The organism is Sphingomonas sp. GlSt437 (assembly GCF_048015635.2).
Classification (GTDB): Bacteria; Pseudomonadota; Alphaproteobacteria; order Sphingomonadales; family Sphingomonadaceae; genus Sphingomonas.
In genome coordinates this window covers 136,783-157,182 of sequence record NZ_JBPGYA010000003.1, presented here as the reverse complement: position 1 = coordinate 157,182, position 20,400 = coordinate 136,783, and the positions used below count along the sequence as shown (strand labels likewise).

Sequence of the window (20,400 nt, the reverse complement as noted above, 5' to 3'; positions counted from 1 at the left end):
CTCAAGCGGGCGCGGCGGCCTTGGGTGGTCGCTCGCGCCCCCGCCCCGCCGCACGATAGCGCTCGGGTAGCAGCAGCAGGGCCGAAAAGGCGATCAACAGTGCGCCGGCGGCATACCATCCCGGCGCCAACGGGCTGTGGGCGAGGTCGATGAGGAGCTGGTCGACGACTTGCGTGCTGCCACCGAACAGCGCGAGCGACAGCGCGTAAATGGTCCCAAGCCCGCTCGCCCGAACACCCCTTGGCAGCGCCTCCGCCAGCAACGTGACCGCCGGGTTGGTCGCGAATTCCAGCGTCATCGACAGGATTGCGGTAATCGCCAGCAGGGCCGCCGTGCTGCGGAAATGCGCGACGAGCATGAAGGCTGGCGGCAGCAGCAGGATCAGCAGCACGTTCGCCGGAATGAGCACGGCCTTGCGGCCATAGCGATCCGACAGCCAGCCCGCCGCGAAATCGACCAGGATCGCGCTCAGGCCAAGCATCGCCGTCGAGCCGAAAGCGGCATTCGCCGCCATCCCCAAGTCCTTCTGCGCGAAGGTATTCAGGTAATCGAGGGTGTACCCGGTGACCGTACCCCCCGCCATGGCTAGGACGCCGATTGCCATCAGGCGCGCGATCTTGCTCTGCGCCATGGGCTCAACGGGATCGGGGTCGGCATGATGCAGCGTCTCGTCGAGCGAGCGCCGTACTGCGAGCGCAAAGGGCACGATCACTGCGCCGAGCAGAAATGCGACGCGCCAGCCCCATGCCGTCAGCTCGGCCGGGCTGAGCAGCGACGACAGGATCAACCCGACCGTGCCCGACGCCAGGATCGCTGCGTTCTGAGTGACAAACTGGAGCGACGTGTACACCCCGCGTCGATGCAGAGGTGCCGCCTCGAGCAGATAGGCGGTGTTAGGGCCCACCTCGCCGCCCAGCGCAAAGCCCTGCAGCATGCGAAACGCTACCGCGAGCACCGGCGCAGCCATGCCGATCACCGCATAAGGGGGCGTCAGCGCGAGCCCGATCAGTGCCGCCCCCATCAGCAGGAACGAGAGCAACATTGCCGGCCGTCGGCCGCGCTTGTCGGCGATGCGACCAATGACGATGCTGCCCAGCGGCCGGGTCAGAAAGCCGATGCCGAACGTCGCCAGCGTCAGCAGCAATTGGTGCCCGCCGGCCTTGGGGAAAAGCGTGTCGGCGATTTGCGTCGCGAAAAAGGCGTAGGTCAGGAAGTCATAGAAATCGAGGCCATTGCCGGCGACCACGGCGGCGATCTGCCGCTTGCTGAGCCTGATGCGCGTTTGGCTTTCCACGTTTTCGAGCGCTCCCTTCATCGCCGAGGGCAAAGGCTAGCAGCAATCCGCGCGATGAAAAGCATCACGCACGATGCGCCGCCAAACCACGTTGCAATTGCAGACTGATTGCGCCAGCCTGCGGGCAGAGGGCTTGGGGGAGCGGCAATGCATCACGCAATCTTCGCGCCAGCGGTCGTGCTCGTCCTGTGGACGATCGTCATGCTGTTTTGGGTGGTGGCAACCCGCCTGCCGGCAATGGCACGCGCCGGCCTGCCGCTCTCCAGCCCGCGTGGGGGCGTGCGTGCGCAAGTGATCGATGACAAGCTGCCGCTGTCAGTCGCGTGGAAATCGCACAACCACATGCACCTGATGGAACAACCGACATTGTTCTACGCGGTGGTCCTCATCCTTGCGGTTGCCGGTGCTGACAATGCCGTCAACGTCCAGCTCGCCTGGGCTTATGTCGGCATCCGCATCGCGCATTCGCTGTGGCAGGCGCTGGTCAATATCGTGCCGGTGCGCACGCTCTTGTTTCTGCTATCGACTGCCTGCCTGGCCGCAATGGCCGTGAACGCGCTGCGCGCCACATTGGAGATTTGACGGACATGATCGATCACAGCCCCATCCTCGCCCCGATCGTCGCGCTGGTCGCCTGGACGCTGGTCATGTGGCTGTGGATGTATGCCACGCGCATCCCGGCGATGCAGGCGGCCAATATCGACACGATCAATCTGGTCGGCGGCAGCGCGGCGGACCTGAAGGCGGTTATCCCGCCCAAGTCGCAATGGCCGGCGGACAATTACAACCATCTGCACGAGCAGCCGACGATCTTCTACGCGATTGCGATTGTCCATGCCCTGCTGGGGACCGGCGGCGGGATCAACCTGTCGATCGCCTGGGGCTATGTGATCTTGCGGATCATCCACAGCATCGTGCAGGCGACAGTCAATCGCGTCATCGTGCGCTTTTCGGTGTTCGCACTATCGACGCTCTGCGTGATCGCGCTGACCCTCCACGCCGCAATGGCGCTGGGCGACCTCCACCTGCACGGTTAGCCGAACAGCCGCGCCAGGCTCTTGTCGAGCATCATCAGCTGCCACAGCGTGCGGCCATGGTCGGCGCGACCGGCGCGGTGATCATCGGCGAGGCGGCCGATCGCCGCCATGTCGAACCAGCCGCTGCTGCCAAGCACCGGTGACGTTGCCAGCCCTCCCGCCTCAGCCGCCAGCGCGCCACGGAACCAAGCGCTGACCGGTGTGACGAAGCCCATTTTCGGGCGATAGAGAATGTCGCGCGGCAGATAGGGTTCGAGCGCGCGCTTCATCAGCCATTTGCCCTCACCGCGCTTGAGCCGCATCGCCACGGGCAGCCGCGCGGCGAATTCGACCAACCGATAATCGAGCAGCGGTTCGCGCGCCTCAAGGCTGACCGCCATACTGGTGCGATCGACCTTGGTGAGGATGTCGCCGGGCAGCCAATGCTTGAAATCGGCATATTGCGCGCGGTCGAGCGCCTCGCGCGCTGGCGCATCGGCCATGGTGTCGAGATAGCGCTGCTCGCCGCGATAGCCGCCGAGCGTTGTCTTCGCTCGATCGCTGTAGAGCGCCAGTCGCGTCGCCGGCAGGGTGAAGCCTACCGCGCGCGCATAGGCGGCAGCGCCATTATCCGCGAGCGCGAGCAGCGTCGTCTTGGCGCGCAGGAAGCGCGGCGCCCAATCGGCCTTGGGATAGGCCTGGCCCAGCCCGCCGAACAACGGCGCCCGCAGCCCCGCCGGCACGAGGGACCGCACGCGCTCCTCGGCGACCTGGAAACGATAGCGGCGATAGCCGGCAAAGGCCTCGTCAGCGCCGTCGCCCGAGAGCGCGACCGTCACATCCTCGCGAGCGAGCGCACAGACCTGATAGGTCGCGAGCGCCGAGGCATCGGCAAAAGGCTCATCGAACGTCGCGACGAGGCGATCGACCAATGCGACATCGTCCGACGCGACGATCCGCTCGCGATGGGCGGTCGCGAAACGCTCCGCGACCAGCGCGGCATGGCGACGCTCGTCATGGTCGGCGACATCGAAGCCGATCGTGCAGGTCTTGACCGCGCGGCGCGACGCTTCCGCCATCAGCGCGACCACCGCCGAGCTGTCGACCCCGCCCGACAGGAATGCACCAAGCGGCACATCGGCGATCATCCGCGCGCGCACGGCGGCGCGCATCAGCTCGGTCAATTCCTCTTCCAGCGCGGCAGGGGACGCGTTGGTCCGACCGGAAAAATCGACGTCCCACCAGCGTTGCGGCGCCGGCACCGGGCGACCCCGCTCGATAAGCAGGCAATGCCCCGCCGCCAGCTTCTGCACGCCGGCGACCAGGCACGTATCGTCGGGGACATAGCCCAGCGCCAGGAAATCCTCGGCCGCGCGGAAATCGGGTGCGCGCCGCAGCAGCGGGTGCGCAAGCAGACCCTTCAATTCCGAGGCGAACGCCACCGCACCATCGGCCAGCTCGACATAGTGGAGCGGCTTCACCCCCAGCCGGTCACGCGCCAGGAACAGCGACTGCCGCGCCGCGTCGTACAATGCAAAGGCGAACATGCCGTTCAGCCGATCGAGCATCGCCGGGCCCCAGGCCGCCCAGCCGTGGAGCAGCACTTCGGTGTCGCTGTTGCTCACGAACCGCGCGCCGATCGCTTCCAACTCGGCGCGCACTTCGCGGAAGTTGTAGATCTCGCCGTTGTAGGTCACCGCCAGCGTACCGTCGGCGCTGAGCATCGGCTGGGCGCCGCCGGCCAGGTCGATGATCGCGAGCCGGCGATGTGCGAGACCAATGCCAGGCGCGGTCCATACGCCCGATCCATCCGGCCCGCGATGCGCCTGCGCATCGGCCATGGCGGTCAGCCGTGCCGGATCAACCGGCTTGGGGGTTTCGGGATAGAAGAGCCCGGCAATGCCACACATCAGCCGCCCGATCCTGCCTCGCGATCGGCAAAGCGGTCGACCGGCCCGAGCGCCTGCAGGAAGCGCGCGATTGCTTGGGCGGGGTCATGCCCCGGCAGCGCTTCCGCCGACAGCAGCACCGCGACCGCACGCTGGCGGCCACCGAGCAGCTTGGACCGCAGCGTTTCGATCTTCACGCGCTTGTCGCTGGCGGTCAGCGTGTCGCCGACGCGATACCAGGTCGCGACAATGCGCTCGACCGGCCCGGGCGCGGTGATCCGCATCGTGGCGGCGCCGGCGATGCTGGGGATGTCGCTGACCTTCACCCAGCGGTCATTCTCGGCCAGCGCGCCGATGCCGAAGCCGACCAGTTCCTTGCCTTCGCGCTGGCTGCCATAAACCGCGACCGCGACATCTACCTGATCGCCGGCGGCATTGGCGTAACGGCCGATCAGGAAATGATCGGCGTTGGGGAAATGCGGCCCCCAAGGCGCGCGCGCGCTGAGCGCGACCCGTTGCCAGCCGGGCAGCAACGGCAAGTCGATATGGCGCGGCAGTGGATCGGCGCGCGCGTCAATCAGCTTGGCAGCCGCCGGCGCGCCGACCATGATCGCCAGCGCGAGCGCGGCGCCCACCAGCGCGTCGATTGTTTTCTTCGGCGCTGCGCCGAGCTTGGCTGCATCGACCGCCGGGGCATCCGGGTGCCGATCGAACCAGCGCCAGCCGATCGCCAGCACCGCTGCCATCACGCCAGCGAAGAACAGCCAGCCGAAGACGATGTGATCGAACCCGGTGGCGGTCTCGACCGAGGTCAACGACGCCGCATAGATCGTGCCGAAGGCGCGGATGCCGTTGGCGATAATCGCGACGACTTCCGCCATCACCACGAACGCGATCCGCCGCCGCCAGCTGGCGAAGCACAGATGCGCGACGAGCACCGCGAACGCCGCCATCGCGATCACGAATTTCGAGCCCGAACAGGCCTCGGCAATCGCGAAATAGCCCGCCGGGGTTGTGATCAGCGTGCCATTGGCGGTCGCGGGCACGCTAACGAGCGCCAGCAGCTTGAGCACCATGGCAGCCGTCAGACCCTGGAGCGGCGCCGCGACAGACTCACCAAAGGGCACCAGGAAGAAAGCGTAAGCGATCGGAAAGATCAGCGCGCGGGCGACTTGTGGACCGAGCAAGGTCAGCACCAGACCCGGCAGCAACCCGACCAACCCGATATGGCGCAACAGCCCGACTCCGGCGATCTGGCCGATCAGCCAAAGCCCCGCCGCCGCCGCGACCGCGATCAACCCCAAGGGCCAGGCAACCGGGTCAAGCCTGCTCAGCGCATCCCGCCGCTGCCACACCAGCCAAGCCACCACCGGTGCGATAAACAGGCAATGGCCGAACGTCGTGTTGGTCCACCACAAGGTTGCGAGCGCCTGCGCGTCATGCGCGAAGATGACCAGCGCCGCAAAGGCAAGCACCGTCAAGAAAAAGGCATGGCGCGGCCACCGCCCCCGCCACATGGGCGCGGCAGTGGGTCCGGCAGCAGCGGCCGCAGCCGCCGTCATCACGCCGCGGTCCGGCGCGCCGGCATCGGCCGGCCGTTGAGCCCGACGATCTGGTCGAGCGGCGCCAGGCACGCCGCCCAGCTGTAGCGCGCCATCACATGCGCGCGCGCTGCTGCGCCGAGTTCGGTCGCCGCATCGCGATTGGCCAGCAAGTCGATGACCGCCTCGGCAATCTCGCCGACGCCCTGGCCAACCTTGATGGTACCGGCATGATCGATGCCTTCTGCGGCTGCCTGGGTCGCGACGACGGGGCGGCCCATCGCCATTGCTTCGAGTACTTTGTTCTGAATACCGCGCGCGAGTTTGAGCGGGGCGACGACGACCGATGCCGCCGCGAGCCAGCCGCGCACGTCCGCGACTTCGCCGGTCACCATGACGCCCGGTTGCTTGGCGAGCGCCTTCACGGCATCAGTCGGCCGCCGCCCGACAATGGCAAAGCGCGCGCTGGGCCGTGAAACGCGGATATGCGGCAGGATGGTATCGACGAACCACGTGACCGCTTCGATATTAGGGCGGTAATCCATCTGGCCGGTAAACACGATCAGATCGCCCATCGCCTCGACGCGCTTGAACTGCGCGCTGGGATCAAAAAATTCGATGTCGATGCCATTCTCGACCGCGAAAACGCGTTCGGCGCCGGTGCGCTCGACAAACAGATCGGCTTCGGCCTGGCTGACCAGGATATTGGCGTCGGCGCGCGCGGCGACTTGCCGCTCGAACTGACCAAGCAAGGTCGCCTCGCGCCGCATCATCCAGCTGCGCAGGCCACGCGATGACCGCGCATAAGCGTCGAACTTGGCCGAATCGACATCGACAAAATCCATGATGACGCGCTGGCGCGGCCTGGCCGGCAGATATTGCGCCATCTGGCTTGAAAACACGTAGATCGTGTCGATCGAATGCCGCGCCAGAATATTGTCGACCGCTTCCTGCAGCGGCCGGTTTTCGAACGCGGTCAGCGACACCGGGCGGCGCAGCGCCAGCGCCTGCAGCGCTGACAGCCATTGCGGCTTCGATCGCCAGATGATCGAGCGATTGCCGCCAAAGCGCCCCAACCCGCTCTTGCGCTTCATGTCGCGATCATCGTCGGCAAAGGCGATGATGTGGACGCGCCGCCGCTCCGACATGTATTTGACGATGTTGAAACCACGGATCTTGTCGCCGCGATCAGGCGGAAACGGCACGCGGTGCGCGAGGAACAGAATATCGCCCATCAGCCAAGCCCCCTTGCGATGAAGGGGCCGGCAAGATTGGCAACCGGCAGCGGCAGCTTGCGCCAGCCTGCAACCATGGCGCGATATTTCGCGCTGTTGGGGTTGGTGTCGCGCGCCGCCGCTCCGGGCGCGACGCGGCGGGCATAAGGCAATGAGACGCCTTCGAAACCCCAATTCCTTTTGAACGCCGCAGCGCCGGTGCCCGTTTTCGAGCGGCCGAAGTCGAAACGCGTGCAGCCGCGCTCGCGCGCGTGGCGCATCAGCTCGAAATACATCGCATCGTTGGCGCGCAGTGCGCGCGCTTCGGCGGTGCCGCCGCCCCAATAGGGATACACCGTCCCGTTCATGTAAAGACTCAACACACTCGCTACAGGCCGGCCCTTGGCGCTGACGACAAGGATATCGGCGGATTCACCAAATTCGCTCAGTACCGAGCGGAACAACCGCGCCGGGAACACCGGTGTCCCCAGATTGCGAACCGATTCCGCATAAACCGCATAATGTGCTTTGAGGTTGTCATGATGGCGGCCGATGCGAATGGCAAGCCCATTCCCCAGCGCTTTGCGCACCTCGGCGCGCTGCTTGCGCGGAATGGCGAGAAGTTCGGCTTCGTCATCGGCGGCAAGATCGCGGACGAAACCCAGATACGTCGTGTCATCCATCTGCCAATCGCCCGCCGGCACCGGGCCGCCGCGCAGCTCCAGGCTGGGGCAGCCGCGCCGCTGCGCCAGATCCCAGGCCGATTGTGCAAGCGCAGCGGCAGGCGCCTCGGCATCAGCCAGGATACCGCCACCGACGCCGAACCCCGCCGACACCAAGGCGCGGCCGAACAACGCCGAGCGAATTTCGGTCAAGGGCAGTACACCGGCGATCGCACCATCGGCCTGCTCTGCAACGAGATAATGCGCGCGCTGGCCGCAGCCCCTGGCGACGCCGACGCTCCATCCGGTCAGGTGGAACGGCGTGGCATCGATATGCGCGCGGACATAGGCATCGATTGCGGCGCGCTCGCCGGCATCGGCAAGGTTCGCGGCACGAATGCCGATGGGCTTGTCGAGCAGTGGCATCGTCATGCGATCGCCCCCGTTTCCGCTGCCACGACCGCGTCGACCCGGCCCCATTGGTGGCGCGCGATCAACCCGCGCAGCTTGCCCGCCATCGCGCCGAGCCGCGCATAATGGCGCAGCCGCGACTTGGCCGGCGCGTTGGAGACACGCGGCTGGTCGGGGTCGATTTCCCAGGGGTGGAAATAGAAGACGGCGGCATGGCCCTCGCGCGCATTGACGCGGCGGATCGCCCAATTGGTGAAAGCGCTTGGGAAGAGACGGAAGAAGCCGCCGCCGGTCGGCATGTTGCGGCCGCCGACCCGGGCCGTCGTGACTGGCAGCTCGACCAGCGGCGCATCAGCAAGGGGTCGATAGGCAAAGCGCGGCGCTTCGGGCCAGCCATAATGATCATGCGCAATCGGCGCGACCGAGGAGGAATAGGCATAGCCTTGCTCGGCGAGCACCGTATGCGCCCAGGGCGTGCGCGCATCGATCGAAAAGCTCGGCGCGCGATAGCCGGTTACCGCCACGCCGGCGGCGTCTTCGATTGCGGTCCGCGCGCGCTTCAGGTCGGCGGCAAATTGCGCGGCATCGAAGGTGAAAACGCGGGCATGATCCCAGCCATGGCTGGCAATTTCGTGTCCCTCATCAACAATCCGCCGCATCAGCGCGGGATTGCGTTCAGCGACCCAGCCGAGCGTAAAGAACGTTGCTTTCACGCCGGTTTCCCCGAACAGATCGAGCACGGCATGCGTATTGCGCTCGACGCGGGGCTGGAGCGCGTCCCATTCGCCGCGATCGATCACCGTCTCGAACGCGCCGACCTGAAACCAGTCCTCGACGTCGACGGAAAGGCCGTTGGTGATGGCGCAGCTCATCCGCCCTGCCCCCGGCGCAGCGCGGCGCTGCGGCCGGCATCGCTCTCGACCCAATCGACCAGCAAGGTCAGGATGCGGCGGAGCGCCGCGTCCTGCTCGTCGAGCCGCGCTTCGAGGCGGCCAAGCCGCTCGCCGATGTCGGATGAGGGCGCAGCGGGCGCTATCGGTTCAGCAAAGCGGGCCGGCTCGGGCTCGTGGCGCTCAGCAGCGGGCATCGGGGCTTCGCGGCGCGTATCATTGGCAACGGGCGCCGGCGTATCCCCGGCGAGATCGGCAATGACGTTCTCCACCGCGCGGCCATCGATCACGTCGAGATGCTCGATCGCGCCGAACAGCAGCACGCGCCCGGCAAGCTGGTTCAGCCGCCGCGGCACGCCCTCCGACCCGCGATAAAGCGCGGCGAAAGCATCGGGGGTGAAATGCGGCTGCCCGCGCCAGCCGACAACGCGCAGGCGATGTAGCATGTAGGGTTCGATTTCGTGCGGCCCCATCGGATCGAGGTGATGGACCGCGATCACGCGCTGGCGCAACTGTTCGAGCCGCGCCGAGCCGTGGAGCCGCTCGCGAAACTCGGGCTGGCCGAGCAGGAAAATCTGCAGCAGCGCGTGGCCGCCGGCCTGGAAATTGGAGAGCATGCGCAGTTCTTCGAGCGCCGAGACGGGCAGCGCTTGCGCTTCGTCGACGATGAGTAGCGTCCGCCGGCCGCTGCGGGCCACCGCGTGCAGCGCTCGCTCGATCGCGATGAGCAATTGCGCCTTGACCAGCCCCGCCGGATCGATCTCGAGCCCGACCGCCACCACGCGCAGCAGATCGTCCGCCTCGATCTGGGTCGAAACGACCTTGACGACATGCAGCCGCTGGCGGTCGATCGTCGCCATCAGATGGCCGACCAGCGTCGTCTTGCCCGCGCCGATATCGCCGGTGATGACGATGAAGCCCTCACCCTGCGACAGGCCATAGCCCAGATAGGCCATCGCCTTTTTGTGCGTCGCAGACTCGAACCAGAAACGCGGATCGGGCGTCAGCTGGAACGGTCGTCCGGTCAATCCATAGTGATCGTCGTACATATCCGTCTCATGCCCGGCCTAGCCGCGAAAGCTTTAGAATTGGCGAAGCGCTAGAAATGGTAACGCCCGCTGATCAACGCCTCGATCACCACCGTGTCGGGCCGATTAGCCTGCGCGAAGGTATAGGCACCGAACGATCCGAGCGCCGAGAAGTGACCGAAGTCGCGACCCAGCGACGCCGTACCACCGACACTGTAGATCCCCTTCGCGCCGGCAACGCCGCTGTTGTAATAGTTGGCCGTCACCGTGCCCTGGATCGTCGTGTGATCGGCGATCTGATCGGCGGCGAACAGCTCGGCATAATAGCTTTCGTCGGTTACGCCGTTGATCTGGAAAGCTGCGCCCGTGCTGGGCGCCAGGAACTTGCGGTTGCTATAGCCCGCGCCGCCGCCGAAGCGCACCCGGCCATGCGTGATCGAGGCGACCGCATCGACGCCCCGCGCGCGGAATGCCGAGGTCGAGATCGACTGAAACACGCTGTTCAGGCAGCCGCCGGCAGCACCGTCATTGCCGAAAGTGCAGCTGTTGAAATCATTGCCGAACGCGGTAGCGCTGTTGCCGAAGCTCGTCGGCAGCGCGGCGATGCCGTTGCGCAATTGGCGGCCGAAAGTGGTAACACCATCATAGACGTTCACCGCGACCGCTGCGTCATGCACCGGCTGGAAGGCCAGCGTGCCGGTATAGCTGATCGAGCCATAGCGGCGGCCGACATGCACTTCGGCGTGGGTGCGCGGCGACGGTTTCCAGACGACACCGGCATCATAATAGAGCCCGTCGAACTTATAGGCGATGCGCGTTGGCGAGGCGGGATCCTCGACGAAGCGACCATGAGTATCAACCACCGGCTTGCCACTGGCATTGAGCAAAGCGTCACGCTGAGTGACGGCGATATGCTCGTACCCAACGCCGGCGGTCAGCGCGAAGGTCGGCAACACCGGCCACAACACATCGGCGCGGCCATAGCGGCCGTCATAACGCTGCGAGAGCTGGCTGGCGTCGTCGCGCTCCCAGGCGCCGCTCACGGTGATCCCGACCGGCGCGACCACGCCCGATTTCAGGTTGAGGCTCGCCTGGGCAAGCTGGTTGGTCGACTGGTCGTAAACGTCGAGCGCGGGCTGAGTCGGGTCAACGCCGGTCGCGGTTGGCGCGCGGACCTTGGTATAGCCGATGCGATAGCCGCCGCTCACCCCGATCGGCCCCAGATTGGTGCCGACCGTCGGCCCGCCATAGACCGAATAGACCTGGCTGGTGTTGCCGACATTGCCGGTCAGCTGCGCGGGCGCCGAGCCGCGAATATCGGCATGCGCGCGCGTCGCGAGACCACCGGCCTCCAGGCTCACGCCCGGGACCAGCTTGGCGTTCACCCGCGCCAACCCGCTATGGACGTTGCTGTTGCCGATGCCGCCTGCTTCGGCAAAGCGATGCTCGTAGCGATAGCTGATCTGCATCTGCACGCGCCGGGTCTGGGCATTGGCGTCCACGCCCGCGGCAACGGTCGTGTAGGTCAGCACATCGCTGCTGTTGACGTCGGCCGTCACCACCTGACCCACTTCGATATAGGGATCGATGCTGACCTTGCGCTTCTTGGCGGCGGCAGGCGTGGCGCACAATGCACCCATGCCCAAAGCGGCGATGGCGATAACGAGCGGCCTCATTGCGGGCTCTCCTGTCCATAATAGCTGCCGTAGCGGCGCCCGCCGAGCGCGAAGGAAACGGCGTTCAAAACCAGTTGGATATGCTCACACCCGTCGAGCAGGCCGACGGCATCGCGCAGGTGGCTTTCCGACGTTTTGTCGGCACGCACGACCATCATCACTTGCCCGACATGGTGCGCGAGCGTCGCGGCGGGCGACGCGGCCAGTACGGGCGGGGAATCGAACAGGATCAGCCGCCGGGGATTGGCGGCGATCAATTGGCTGAGCAGCTGCGCGGTGCGCTCGCTGGCGACCAACTCGGTGTCGTTGGAGCTGCGCGTGCCTGCGGGCAGCAGGCTGAGCTGGGGCACGTCGGTCGTCAGCACATAATCCTCGATCCGCGCATCGGGCCGCGCCAGCGCGTCGAGCAAGCCGGGGCGATCGCTTGCGCCGAGCCGGCGGAGCACATCGGGCTTGGCGAAATCGGCGTCGACCAAGAGCACATCGGTATCGCGCTCGGCCGCCAGCGACAGTGCGAGATTGATCGCGCAATAGGTCTTGCCCTCATTGGGATTGGCCGAGCAGACGAGGATCATCCGCGCCTTGTCGCCCTCATTTTTTATCGCGCGTGCGGTGATGAGCAGCTGGCGCTTGATCAGCCGGAATTCCTCGACCAGAGCGCCGATCGGGGCACCGGGCACGAGCATGCCTTGCTTGGTGAGCAAACCGCGATCGACCGCGACCGACGCAATTGTACGGCTTGCGGCAGGCATTGGAGGCGCCGGCATTGCTGGGTACGGCGCAGGGTCAGGCGCAAAAGCCACCGGTGCGGGCGCAACCGGCAGCGGCGCGACGGGATCGGTCGGCGCAAACGCACGGCCCAGGTCGTAATGCGCCGCGGCGCGTTCGAGCAGCGAACCCTGGCGGCGGATGGGGCGCATCTCGGTCATGCCGCCATGCTCCGCTGGATGAATTCGACGCCGATCAGGCCGATATAGGCAACGCCCAACGCGCCCAGACCGCCCGCATAGAGCAGCAGCCGGCGGCGCCGCAGCGCGGTCTGCGCGTGGGTGACGACTTCGGTCACCGATCCGATCACCGGCAAGCCCGACACCGTCTCCAGCCGGGTGGCGGTTGCAAAGGTCGCGCGTAGCTGCGCCATCAGGAACGCGGCGCCGACGCCCGCGCCCAGGCCGGCGATCAGCACGCCCGTCAGCAGCAATGGCCGATTGGGTGCGGTCGGGCTGCGCGGCGCGGTCGGCGGATCGACCACCGTGAACTTCACCGCGTCAGTCTGGTTCTGCACCTGACCGCGCAAGCGGATTTCTTCGCGATCGGCGAGCAGCTTGTCATACTGGTCTTTCAGCACCTGATAGTCGCGCTCGAGCTGGGCCTGTTCGGCCGCCGCATTGGGATCGCTCGACAATTTGGCGTTGAGTTGATCGAGATCGCCCTGGATCTGGCTCTTGCGCGCGCTCAGCGCCGCGACCTGCTCCTGCTTTTCCGCCGCGATCGAGCGATACGACACCAACGCCGGATTGGCCGCCTGCCCGACCGTCGCCGGTTCGCCGCGCGCCGCCGCTTGTGCCGCCGACAGCTGGCTCTTGAGCGCGATCACATCGGGATGGGCGTCGGTCCAGCCCTTGGCACGCGCCTCGGCAAGCTGACCCATGATCGCGCTCACGCGGGCGTGCGCGGGTCCATAGCTGACTGTTGCACCACCGCCCTGCCCCGCCGCGCTCGACATTTGCGCGTTGATCGCCGCGAGCCCACCCTGTGCTGCCGCGAGATCGCTTTCCACCTGCGCCATCTGGCTGCGCGCCTGAGCGATGCGATCGGCGAGCGATCCGGTGCCGGGCAGCGAGCCCAGATAGCGATTGACGAAATCGGCGCGCTTGGCTTCGGAATCCTGCAGCTGCTTCTGCCGCGCCGCCAATTGCTGATCGAGGAATTGCAGCGTCGACGATGTCTCGGCCTTGCCGCCCGATAAATTCTCCTCGACGAAGATGTCGATCAGCTTCTGCACGATCGCGCGCGCCAGCTTGGGGCTCGACGCGGTCGCGGTGATCTCGATGAGATTATCCTGCTGCTGGGTGATCTTGATTGCGTTCTGCAAGCCCGCGACGCGATCGGCGACGTCGCGGTCGCTGGCGACGGTGTTGGCCAGATCAGTCGCGCGCACCACCTTGGCGAGGTTGACCGCGCTCGTCAGCGTCTGGCGCACCTGGTCGATCGTTTTCTGCTGGTCAGCCGCGCTCATGCCGACCTTGTCGGGCAGCAGCGAATTGACCTGAACGTTGACGCGACCGGTCGAGGTATAGCTGTTGGGGATTTGCGCGACGACGAACCACCCGGCGATCGCCACGCCCCAGGCAACCGCCAGCGCCAGCCAGCGGCGGTGCCACAGGCTGTGCGCGAGGAGCAGCAATTCCTGGTAAAGGCCGGTCATGCGGCTGCCCCGCTCCTCTAGAACATGCTCGTTGGAATGATGATGACGTCACCGGGCTGGAGCCGGACGTTCGCACTCGAATCGCCGCCTTTCAGCAGGCTCGACAAGCGGAGGTGATATTCCACCTGCTTGCCCGTGTTGCGGTCATAGCGGACGAGCTTGGCGCGGTTGCCGGCGGCATATTCGGACAAGCCACCGACCGCGATCATCGCGTCGAGCACGGTCATATTCGCGCGATACGGGATCGCTGCGGGCTTTTCGGTCGCACCCACGACGCGGATCTGCTGGCTGAACGTGCCCGAGAAATTCTCGACGATGACCGAGACGATCGGGTCCTTGATATACTCGCTGAGCGCGAGCTTCATGTCGTCGGCGAGCATTGCCGGGGTCTTGCCGACCGCCGGCATGTCGTTGATCAGCGGCGTGGTGATGCGCCCGTCAGGCCGGACCTGAACCTTTGCCGAAAGCTCCGGGTTGCGCCAGACGAAGATGTTGAGCTGGTCGAGCGGGCCGATGACATATTCCTCGCCGGCATGTTCCTGCGTCGCGACATAGGATGCCGGCGGCAATTCGTGCCCGCCACCGGTCGCGCAGCTCGACAGCGCCAGGCTCGCCACCGAAACCAGGCCGAAAACCACGAAAACCCTGGGCAAACGCATCACATGACCCTCCGGCATCAGCGCCGCCCGAGCGTGACGTCATGCGTCCGGGCAGGCTTCTACAAGGGTCAGCTATGGTCGGAAGGGGTAAAGATAGCGTTAGGATTACCCGGAAACCCGACCAACATCTCGCGCGGCGCGGGGTGGCCGAGGAACGCGGTTGGGCTTGCGGTCAAGCCATAACCACCCGCCATGAAGATGGCGATAACGTCACCCACCTCAGCGCGCGGCAGGGCGATCTGGTCGCCGAGCCGGTCGAGCGGCGTGCACAGGCAGCCGACGACGTTTACCGTTTCCTCTGCCGGCGCAAAAGGCCGATTGGCGAGCGCGATCGGGTAGTTACGGCGGACGACGGTGCCGAAATTACCCGATGCGGCGAGCTGGTGGTGGAGGCCGCCATCGACCACCAGGAAGGTCTCGCCCATGCTTTCCTTCCGGTCGACGATACGCGTCAGATAGACGCCTGCCTGCCCCACCAGCCAGCGGCCGAGTTCGATGGCGAAGCGGGTGTCGCTCAACACGTCGCCGCGTGACGTCATGACGTTGTTCAGCGCTCCGCCGACGGCTTCGACGTTAACCGATGCGTCGCCGTGGAAATAGGGAATGCCGAAGCCGCCGCCCAGATTGACCAGCGGCGGCGATGCGCCAGCTGCTTCTGCCAGGCGCGCGGCCAGCGCGATCGTCCGCGCCTGGGTGTCGATGATCGCCGTGGTGTCGAGCGCTTGCGAGCCGGCGAAGATATGAAACCCCCGCCAGTCCGCGCCGGCCGCGATCAGCTCGCGCACCAGAGCGGGTGCTTGCGCCGCATCGACCCCGAAAGGCGAGGCACGGCCGCCCATCTTCATCCCCGATCCGCGCAGCTCAAAATCGGGATTGACGCGCACCGCGAGGCGCGGCGTGACCCCGATCCGGTCGGCGATCGCCAGCGCTCGGCGGGCCTCCCCGGCGGATTCGAGATTGATCGTAACCCCCGCGTCGATCGCGGCGGCCAGTTCGTCGTCGCGCTTGCCCGGCCCGGCAAAGCTGATCGCACTGCCGGGCGCCGCGCGCCGCGCGACCGCCAATTCGCCAGCCGAGGCAATGTCGAGCCCATCTACCAGCGGCGCAATGGCGTGCACCAGCGGCGGAAACGGGTTCGCCTTGATTGCATAATGGATGGCAAGGCCGGCCGGCATCGCCTTGCGAAGACGCTCAATCTTTCGCGCAATAATCCCAAAATCATAGACGAACAGCGGCGTATCACCGGCTTGCGCAATCCAAGCTTCGGCGTCGCGGCCTGCAACCAGCAGTGGCCCGTCGCCGGAGAATGCCGCGGGGATCGCGCCCATCGCTTTCATGCCGCAATCTCGCGCCGCAGCGTTGCGCGGTCGATCTTGCCATTGGCGTTGCGCGGCAGCGCGTCGCGCCACTCATAGCGGGCGGGTTGCATGAAATTGGGCAGATCACGCCGCAGCCGCGCGCGCAAGGCCTGTTCGGCCGCGCTCGCGTCGCCATTCGCCCGCGCGATGATGACGACCGCTTGCCCCAGCCGCTCGTCCGACACGCCGATCGCAATCGCTTCTGCTGCTTCGCCACCGGCGAGCACCGCTTCTTCCACTTCGGTCGGGCTGATGCGGTTGCCCGCGCTTTTGATCATCTCGTCGTCGCGGCCGACGAAGCGGAGCAGGCCATCGGCACCGCGCACAACGGTGTCGCCCGACCACACGGCGATGCCGCCATAGCGGGAATGCGCGGGTGCAGGGCGGAAACGCTGCGCCGTCCGCTCGAGGTCGTGCCAATAGCCTTGCGCGACCAGCGGCCCGGCATGCACCAGCTCCCCCGGTTCATCCGGCGCCGCTTCGCTGCCATCCGCGCGAACGACCAGCACCTCGGCAAGGGGAATGGCGCTGCCGATCGCGTCGGGATGCGCGTCGACCAGTTCAGGCGCGAGGTAAGTCGAGCGGAATGCCTCGGTCAGGCCGTACATCGGGTAGAGATCGGCCCCCGGAAAGCGCGCCCGCAGCGCCCGGACTAAGCGCGGGGTCAGCGCTCCACCCGAATTCGTCAGCCTTTTCAACGATGATGCGGCCGCTTCCGGCCACTCCGCCTCAAGCAATTGCACCCACAGCGGCGGCACCCCGGCAAGCGTGGTGATGCCATGGCGCTCGACTGCCTTGATCACGTCGCGCGGGGTCAGATAATCGAGCGGTACCACGCGCCCGCCTGCCGCCCAGGTCGAAAACAACTGGTTCTGCCCGTAATCGAAACTCAACGGCAGCACGCCGAGCACACGATCAGCGTCGGTCAGCCGGAGATAATGCGCCACGCTGATCGCACCAAGCAAGAGGTTGGCATGACTCAGCATCACCCCCTTGGGTCGTCCGGTCGAGCCCGAGGTATAGAGGATCGCCGCCAGCGCATCCGGGTCGGCCTCGCTCGCCGGCAGGGCATCGCCACCCGCCAGCGCTTCGGCCTCTATCGCGATTGCGCAATCGGGCGGCACGTTCCCTGCTTCCAGCGTCGCCGCCCGCTCCGGCTGGGTCATCAGCAAAGCGGCGCCGCTGTCAGCCAGGATATGCGCGACCTGCGCGCGCTTGAGCAGCGGGTTGACCGGCACATGCACGAGGCCCACGCGTGGTGCGGCGAGCGGCAGCAGCGCGGCGACACGCGTCTTTGGCAGCCAGCTCGCGACTCTGGCGCCCGCGGGCAAGCGCCGCGCCGCCAGCCACCCCGCCATCCGCGCTACGGTCGCTTCCAGCCCCGCATAATCGATCGCGCCAACGCGGTCCTCGAGCGCCACCGCATCGGGGGCGCCCCGCGCGGGCAACCAGTCGATCGGCCGGGGAACGGGATCAAGCTCGATCATCTTATGCCGTTGATAGCGCGCGCCACGCCGCTGCCAAGGGCCAGCGGTGCCGCGGCACTAGCCCTTGGCAGCGCGCCCCGGCTTCGGTAACGCGGGCTTAACAACGATAATGGGCGCATGGGGGCGCGTTTTGGCGGTCGACAACAGCCTTGAGGTGGAAGCCACGGTGCGTGCAGTGCTGCGCGACGTGCTGGGTCTGAGTGCCGAGCGCGCCGATGCGCTGGACGACGACACACCGCTGTTCGGCAGCATGCCCGAGCTCGATTCGCTGGCGGTCGCTGGCGTGCTGACCGAAATCGAGGATCGCCTCGGCATCCTGATCGAGGATGACGAAGTCGATGGCGACATGCTCGCTACCTTCGGCGCGCTCACCCGCTTTGCGACGGAACATATCAGGCGTTGATCACCCATTATGAATGGCAAGGCGGCCAAGAAGCCGTCCTTCGCTTCGGCCCGCCAGTGGGGCCGGTGGTGCTCATCGCCCCCGCGCTGTTCGAGGAAGCGAACCGGACGCGCGCCTTCACCGTCACCCTGCAGCGTGCCCTGGCAGATTTGAGCCTCGCGAGCATGCTGCCCGATCTGCCGGGCATGAACGAAAGCCTGGTCGATACCGACAAGGCGTCGCTCGCCGAATGGCAAGCGGCCTTTGCCGCTGCGGCACACTCCGCTGCACGCCATGGCCCGGTTCATGTTGCTGCCATCCGCGGCGGCGCGCTTGTCGATCGGCTCGCTAAGGCCAGGAGCCGCTGGCATTTCGCGCCGGTCGCGGGCGAAGCGCTGGTCCGCGATCTGCTCCGCGCTGGCCATGTTGCGCAGCTCGGTCAGCCGGCACATACCGCCGAGGGCGACACGCTGGAGCTTGCCGGCAACCGCATCTCGGCCAGCCTGATCGCCGAATTACGCGCCGCCGCCCCCACCACTGAGCGCCCCGTTCGTACGATGCGCCTGTTCGATGACGCCATGCCGTCGGATCGCTCGGTCGACGGTGCGCCGCTGTGGCGCCGGGCGGAACCGAGCAATGATCCGACGCTCGCCGGGCTGCTCGCTGCCGATCTCGCCTCCTGGGTGCGGCAATGCGAAAAATAGTCGACTTTTCGTGCGCTGGCGAACAGCTTGTCGGCACGCTCGATGTGGCCGATAGCGCAACCGGTCTGCTGATTGTGTCGGGCGGCAACGAAATCCGTGCCGGTGCGCATCGCGGCATGGCGCGGCTGGCGCGGCTCGTCGCCGAGCGTGGCCACCCTGTCTTCCGCTTCGACCGGCGCGGCGTTGGCGATTCGAGCGGGGCTAATGGCGGCTATCGGAGCACGCGGCCCGACATCGACGCGGCCCTGACCACCTTTCGCCACTATGCGCCGCGCGTGAAGCGGATCATCGGCTTCGGCATCTGCGACGCCGCGACCGCGCTCGCCCTGTTCGGAGACCGCATCGATCGGCTGGTCCTCGCCAACCCCTGGCTCCACGATGATGGCGACGGCTTGCCCAATGCCGAGGCGATCAAGGCGCGTTACGCGCAAAAACTGCGCGAACCCGGCACTTGGGCACGCGCACTGACCGGCGGCATCAAGTTCGGCGGCCTGGCCAAGGGCGTCGCCAAGATGGCAACGGGCGGGTCGGCGCGCGACGCTGATCTCGAACATGGCCTGTTCGATACGCTGCGCCGGCGTGGCGATAGCCTGATCGCGATTGCCGATGGCGATGCCACCGCGCTCACCTTTCTCGCCGCCGCCGAGCGCGTCGGCTTTGACAGCGGCATCCGGCTGATCGAGACCGACTCGCACAGCTTTGCTCGCCCCAGCGATGAGGCGGCGTTGCTCGCGATTATCGAGGAAGCGTTGGTCGACTGATTATTCGGCCGCTTCGGCGAGCTTCTCGAAATCGGCCTCGGCAAGGAAACGTTCGGCATCGAGCGCGGCCATGCAGCCCGTGCCTGCCGCCGTGATCGCCTGGCGATAGATTTTGTCCATCACGTCGCCGCACGCGAAAACGCCGGCCACGCTCGTCTTGGTCGAACCCTTCTCGACCTCGATATAGCCATCGTCGTCGAGCTTCAGATGGCCGCGGAACAGCTCGGTCGCCGGGTGATGGCCAATCGCGACGAAGGCACCATCGGCGGCAAGCGACGAGATTTGCCCGGTTTTGGTATCGGCAAGTTCGAGCGTGGTCAGCGCTTCCGGCTTGCCCGCGCCGTAAAAATTGCGGACTTCCTTGTTCCAGACGACGCGGATCTTGGGATTGGCGAACAGGCGATCCTGCAGGATTTTTTCGGCGCGCAAGCTGTCGCGGCGGTGGATCAGCGTCACGTCATCGCTGTGGTTGGTGAGGTAAAGCGCTTCCTCGACCGCGGTGTTGCCGCCGCCGATCACCGCGACTTTCTTGCCGCGATAGAAGAATCCGTCGCAGGTCGCACAGGCCGAGACGCCTTTACCCTTCATCGCTTCCTCGCTGTCGAGGCCGAGCCATTTGGCCTGCGCGCCGGTCGCGACGATCAGCACGTCGCCCAGATAGACATCGCCGCCATCGCCGACCAACCGGAACGGGCGTTGCGACAGATCGACCTCGACGATGGTATCGTACACCAGCGTCGTGCCGACATGCTCGGCTTGCGCCGCCATTTCCTCCATCAGCCATGGGCCCTGGATCACGTTGCGAAAGCCGGGATAATTCTCGACATCGGTCGTCGTGGTCAGCTGGCCGCCGGGCTGGATGCCTTGCACGAGAATCGGCTTCATGCCCGCGCGCGCGCCATAGATCGCGGCAGACAGGCCGGCAGGGCCGGAACCCAGGATCAACATGCGGGTGGTGTGCGTCGTCATCGTCATTCGTCCCATCGATATGGATATGGCT

The 20,400-nt window shown here is 66.3% G+C and carries 19 protein-coding genes; 5 read left to right on the top strand and 14 right to left on the bottom strand.

Annotation, left to right across the window (positions count from 1 at the left end):
* Position 1 precedes the first annotated feature (1 nt).
* Positions 2-1,294 (bottom strand): MFS transporter, encoded by a 1,293-nt coding sequence (locus tag ACLB0R_RS14690; protein ID WP_416644098.1) that lies wholly within the window; start codon positions 1,292-1,294, stop codon positions 2-4.
* Between the two features lie 147 nt (positions 1,295-1,441).
* On the opposite strand from ACLB0R_RS14690, the gene ACLB0R_RS14685 reads away from it, so the two are divergent.
* Both ACLB0R_RS14685 and ACLB0R_RS14680 read left to right on the top strand, forming a co-directional pair.
* The gene (locus tag ACLB0R_RS14685; protein WP_416644097.1) at positions 1,442-1,876 is read left to right on the top strand and encodes an MAPEG family protein; all 435 of its coding nucleotides are present in this window, start codon (positions 1,442-1,444) and stop codon (positions 1,874-1,876) included.
* Between the two features lie 5 nt (positions 1,877-1,881).
* Entirely contained in the window at positions 1,882-2,331 is a 450-nt protein-coding gene (locus ACLB0R_RS14680) for an MAPEG family protein (RefSeq protein ID WP_416644096.1), read from the top strand.
* On the opposite strand, the gene ACLB0R_RS14675 is transcribed toward ACLB0R_RS14680, so the two are convergent.
* The 12 genes from ACLB0R_RS14675 to ACLB0R_RS14620 form a co-directional block, all read right to left on the bottom strand.
* Entirely contained in the window at positions 2,328-4,220 is a 1,893-nt protein-coding gene (locus ACLB0R_RS14675; RefSeq protein WP_416644095.1) for an XrtA/PEP-CTERM system amidotransferase, read from the bottom strand. The two genes, ACLB0R_RS14680 and ACLB0R_RS14675, sit on opposite strands and share 4 nt — an antisense overlap.
* Positions 4,220-5,761 carry an exosortase A gene (gene xrtA, locus ACLB0R_RS14670; protein WP_416644094.1) on the bottom strand — a complete coding sequence of 514 codons (1,542 nt, stop codon included), beginning with the start codon at positions 5,759-5,761 and terminating at the stop codon, positions 4,220-4,222. The genes ACLB0R_RS14675 and xrtA overlap by 1 nt, the downstream gene beginning before the upstream one ends.
* A complete protein-coding gene (locus ACLB0R_RS14665; protein WP_416644093.1) occupies positions 5,761-6,975 on the bottom strand; it encodes a TIGR03087 family PEP-CTERM/XrtA system glycosyltransferase in 1,215 nt (404 codons plus the stop codon). Before ACLB0R_RS14665 ends, xrtA begins: the two co-directional genes overlap by 1 nt.
* Positions 6,975-8,048, bottom strand: coding sequence for a FemAB family XrtA/PEP-CTERM system-associated protein (locus ACLB0R_RS14660; protein ID WP_416644092.1), 1,074 nt, complete (start codon positions 8,046-8,048; stop codon positions 6,975-6,977). Before ACLB0R_RS14660 ends, ACLB0R_RS14665 begins: the two co-directional genes overlap by 1 nt.
* Positions 8,045-8,899 carry an XrtA system polysaccharide deacetylase gene (locus tag ACLB0R_RS14655; RefSeq protein ID WP_416644091.1) on the bottom strand — a complete coding sequence of 285 codons (855 nt, stop codon included), beginning with the start codon at positions 8,897-8,899 and terminating at the stop codon, positions 8,045-8,047. Before ACLB0R_RS14655 ends, ACLB0R_RS14660 begins: the two co-directional genes overlap by 4 nt.
* Positions 8,896-9,966 (bottom strand): AAA family ATPase, encoded by a 1,071-nt coding sequence (locus ACLB0R_RS14650; RefSeq protein ID WP_416644090.1) that lies wholly within the window; start codon positions 9,964-9,966, stop codon positions 8,896-8,898. The genes ACLB0R_RS14655 and ACLB0R_RS14650 overlap by 4 nt, the downstream gene beginning before the upstream one ends.
* Before the next feature lie 50 nt (positions 9,967-10,016).
* Positions 10,017-11,621, bottom strand: a complete 1,605-nt coding sequence (locus tag ACLB0R_RS14645; protein ID WP_416644089.1) for a hypothetical protein — start codon at positions 11,619-11,621, stop codon at positions 10,017-10,019.
* Positions 11,618-12,550: an AAA family ATPase gene (locus ACLB0R_RS14640; protein ID WP_416644088.1), complete on the bottom strand. Its 933-nt coding sequence runs from the start codon at positions 12,548-12,550 to the stop codon at positions 11,618-11,620. The genes ACLB0R_RS14645 and ACLB0R_RS14640 overlap by 4 nt, the downstream gene beginning before the upstream one ends.
* Positions 12,547-14,049 carry an XrtA system polysaccharide chain length determinant gene (locus ACLB0R_RS14635; protein WP_416644087.1) on the bottom strand — a complete coding sequence of 501 codons (1,503 nt, stop codon included), beginning with the start codon at positions 14,047-14,049 and terminating at the stop codon, positions 12,547-12,549. Before ACLB0R_RS14635 ends, ACLB0R_RS14640 begins: the two co-directional genes overlap by 4 nt.
* A 17-nt stretch (positions 14,050-14,066) precedes the next feature.
* Positions 14,067-14,708, bottom strand: coding sequence for an XrtA/PEP-CTERM system exopolysaccharide export protein (locus tag ACLB0R_RS14630; RefSeq protein ID WP_416644086.1), 642 nt, complete (start codon positions 14,706-14,708; stop codon positions 14,067-14,069).
* A gap of 68 nt (positions 14,709-14,776) precedes the next feature.
* Positions 14,777-16,045: a pyridoxal-dependent decarboxylase, exosortase A system-associated gene (locus tag ACLB0R_RS14625; protein WP_416644085.1), complete on the bottom strand. Its 1,269-nt coding sequence runs from the start codon at positions 16,043-16,045 to the stop codon at positions 14,777-14,779.
* Complete coding sequence (locus tag ACLB0R_RS14620) at positions 16,042-17,553, bottom strand: acyl-CoA ligase (AMP-forming), exosortase A system-associated (protein WP_416644084.1); 1,512 nt, start codon at positions 17,551-17,553, stop codon at positions 16,042-16,044. Before ACLB0R_RS14620 ends, ACLB0R_RS14625 begins: the two co-directional genes overlap by 4 nt.
* A gap of 130 nt (positions 17,554-17,683) precedes the next feature.
* Between ACLB0R_RS14620 and ACLB0R_RS14615 the strand changes: the two genes are divergently transcribed.
* The 3 genes from ACLB0R_RS14615 to ACLB0R_RS14605 are packed head-to-tail and all read left to right on the top strand — an operon-like array spanning position 17,684 to position 19,400.
* Positions 17,684-17,956: an acyl carrier protein gene (locus ACLB0R_RS14615; RefSeq protein ID WP_416644083.1), complete on the top strand. Its 273-nt coding sequence runs from the start codon at positions 17,684-17,686 to the stop codon at positions 17,954-17,956.
* Positions 17,953-18,639, top strand: a complete 687-nt coding sequence (locus tag ACLB0R_RS14610; RefSeq protein ID WP_416644082.1) for a hypothetical protein — start codon at positions 17,953-17,955, stop codon at positions 18,637-18,639. Before ACLB0R_RS14615 ends, ACLB0R_RS14610 begins: the two co-directional genes overlap by 4 nt.
* Positions 18,627-19,400 (top strand): hydrolase 1, exosortase A system-associated, encoded by a 774-nt coding sequence (locus ACLB0R_RS14605; protein ID WP_416644081.1) that lies wholly within the window; start codon positions 18,627-18,629, stop codon positions 19,398-19,400. The genes ACLB0R_RS14610 and ACLB0R_RS14605 overlap by 13 nt, the downstream gene beginning before the upstream one ends.
* Here ACLB0R_RS14605 and trxB read toward each other — a convergent pair whose 3' ends face one another.
* Positions 19,401-20,369: a thioredoxin-disulfide reductase gene (trxB, locus tag ACLB0R_RS14600; RefSeq protein WP_416644390.1), complete on the bottom strand. Its 969-nt coding sequence runs from the start codon at positions 20,367-20,369 to the stop codon at positions 19,401-19,403. It abuts the gene before it with no gap.
* Positions 20,370-20,400 lie beyond the last annotated feature (31 nt).

What these genes read in the sequence shown, in the direction of transcription:
- ACLB0R_RS14650 (WP_416644090.1), bottom strand. Translation starts at nt 9,966, where the DNA reads ATGTACGACGATCACTATGGATTGACCGGACGACCGTTCCAGCTGACG.
- ACLB0R_RS14655 (WP_416644091.1), bottom strand. Translation starts at nt 8,899, where the DNA reads ATGAGCTGCGCCATCACCAACGGCCTTTCCGTCGACGTCGAGGACTGG.
- ACLB0R_RS14605 (WP_416644081.1), top strand. Translation starts at nt 18,627, where the DNA reads ATGCGAAAAATAGTCGACTTTTCGTGCGCTGGCGAACAGCTTGTCGGC.
- ACLB0R_RS14645 (WP_416644089.1), bottom strand. Translation starts at nt 11,621, where the DNA reads ATGAGGCCGCTCGTTATCGCCATCGCCGCTTTGGGCATGGGTGCATTG.
- ACLB0R_RS14680 (WP_416644096.1), top strand. Translation starts at nt 1,882, where the DNA reads ATGATCGATCACAGCCCCATCCTCGCCCCGATCGTCGCGCTGGTCGCC.
- xrtA (WP_416644094.1), bottom strand. Translation starts at nt 5,761, where the DNA reads ATGACGGCGGCTGCGGCCGCTGCTGCCGGACCCACTGCCGCGCCCATG.
- ACLB0R_RS14625 (WP_416644085.1), bottom strand. Translation starts at nt 16,045, where the DNA reads ATGAAAGCGATGGGCGCGATCCCCGCGGCATTCTCCGGCGACGGGCCA.
- ACLB0R_RS14630 (WP_416644086.1), bottom strand. Translation starts at nt 14,708, where the DNA reads ATGCGTTTGCCCAGGGTTTTCGTGGTTTTCGGCCTGGTTTCGGTGGCG.
- ACLB0R_RS14660 (WP_416644092.1), bottom strand. Translation starts at nt 8,048, where the DNA reads ATGACGATGCCACTGCTCGACAAGCCCATCGGCATTCGTGCCGCGAAC.
- ACLB0R_RS14620 (WP_416644084.1), bottom strand. Translation starts at nt 17,553, where the DNA reads ATGATCGAGCTTGATCCCGTTCCCCGGCCGATCGACTGGTTGCCCGCG.
- ACLB0R_RS14635 (WP_416644087.1), bottom strand. Translation starts at nt 14,049, where the DNA reads ATGACCGGCCTTTACCAGGAATTGCTGCTCCTCGCGCACAGCCTGTGG.
- ACLB0R_RS14640 (WP_416644088.1), bottom strand. Translation starts at nt 12,550, where the DNA reads ATGACCGAGATGCGCCCCATCCGCCGCCAGGGTTCGCTGCTCGAACGC.
- ACLB0R_RS14685 (WP_416644097.1), top strand. Translation starts at nt 1,442, where the DNA reads ATGCATCACGCAATCTTCGCGCCAGCGGTCGTGCTCGTCCTGTGGACG.
- ACLB0R_RS14675 (WP_416644095.1), bottom strand. Translation starts at nt 4,220, where the DNA reads ATGTGTGGCATTGCCGGGCTCTTCTATCCCGAAACCCCCAAGCCGGTT.
- trxB (WP_416644390.1), bottom strand. Translation starts at nt 20,369, where the DNA reads ATGACGACGCACACCACCCGCATGTTGATCCTGGGTTCCGGCCCTGCC.
- ACLB0R_RS14665 (WP_416644093.1), bottom strand. Translation starts at nt 6,975, where the DNA reads ATGGGCGATATTCTGTTCCTCGCGCACCGCGTGCCGTTTCCGCCTGAT.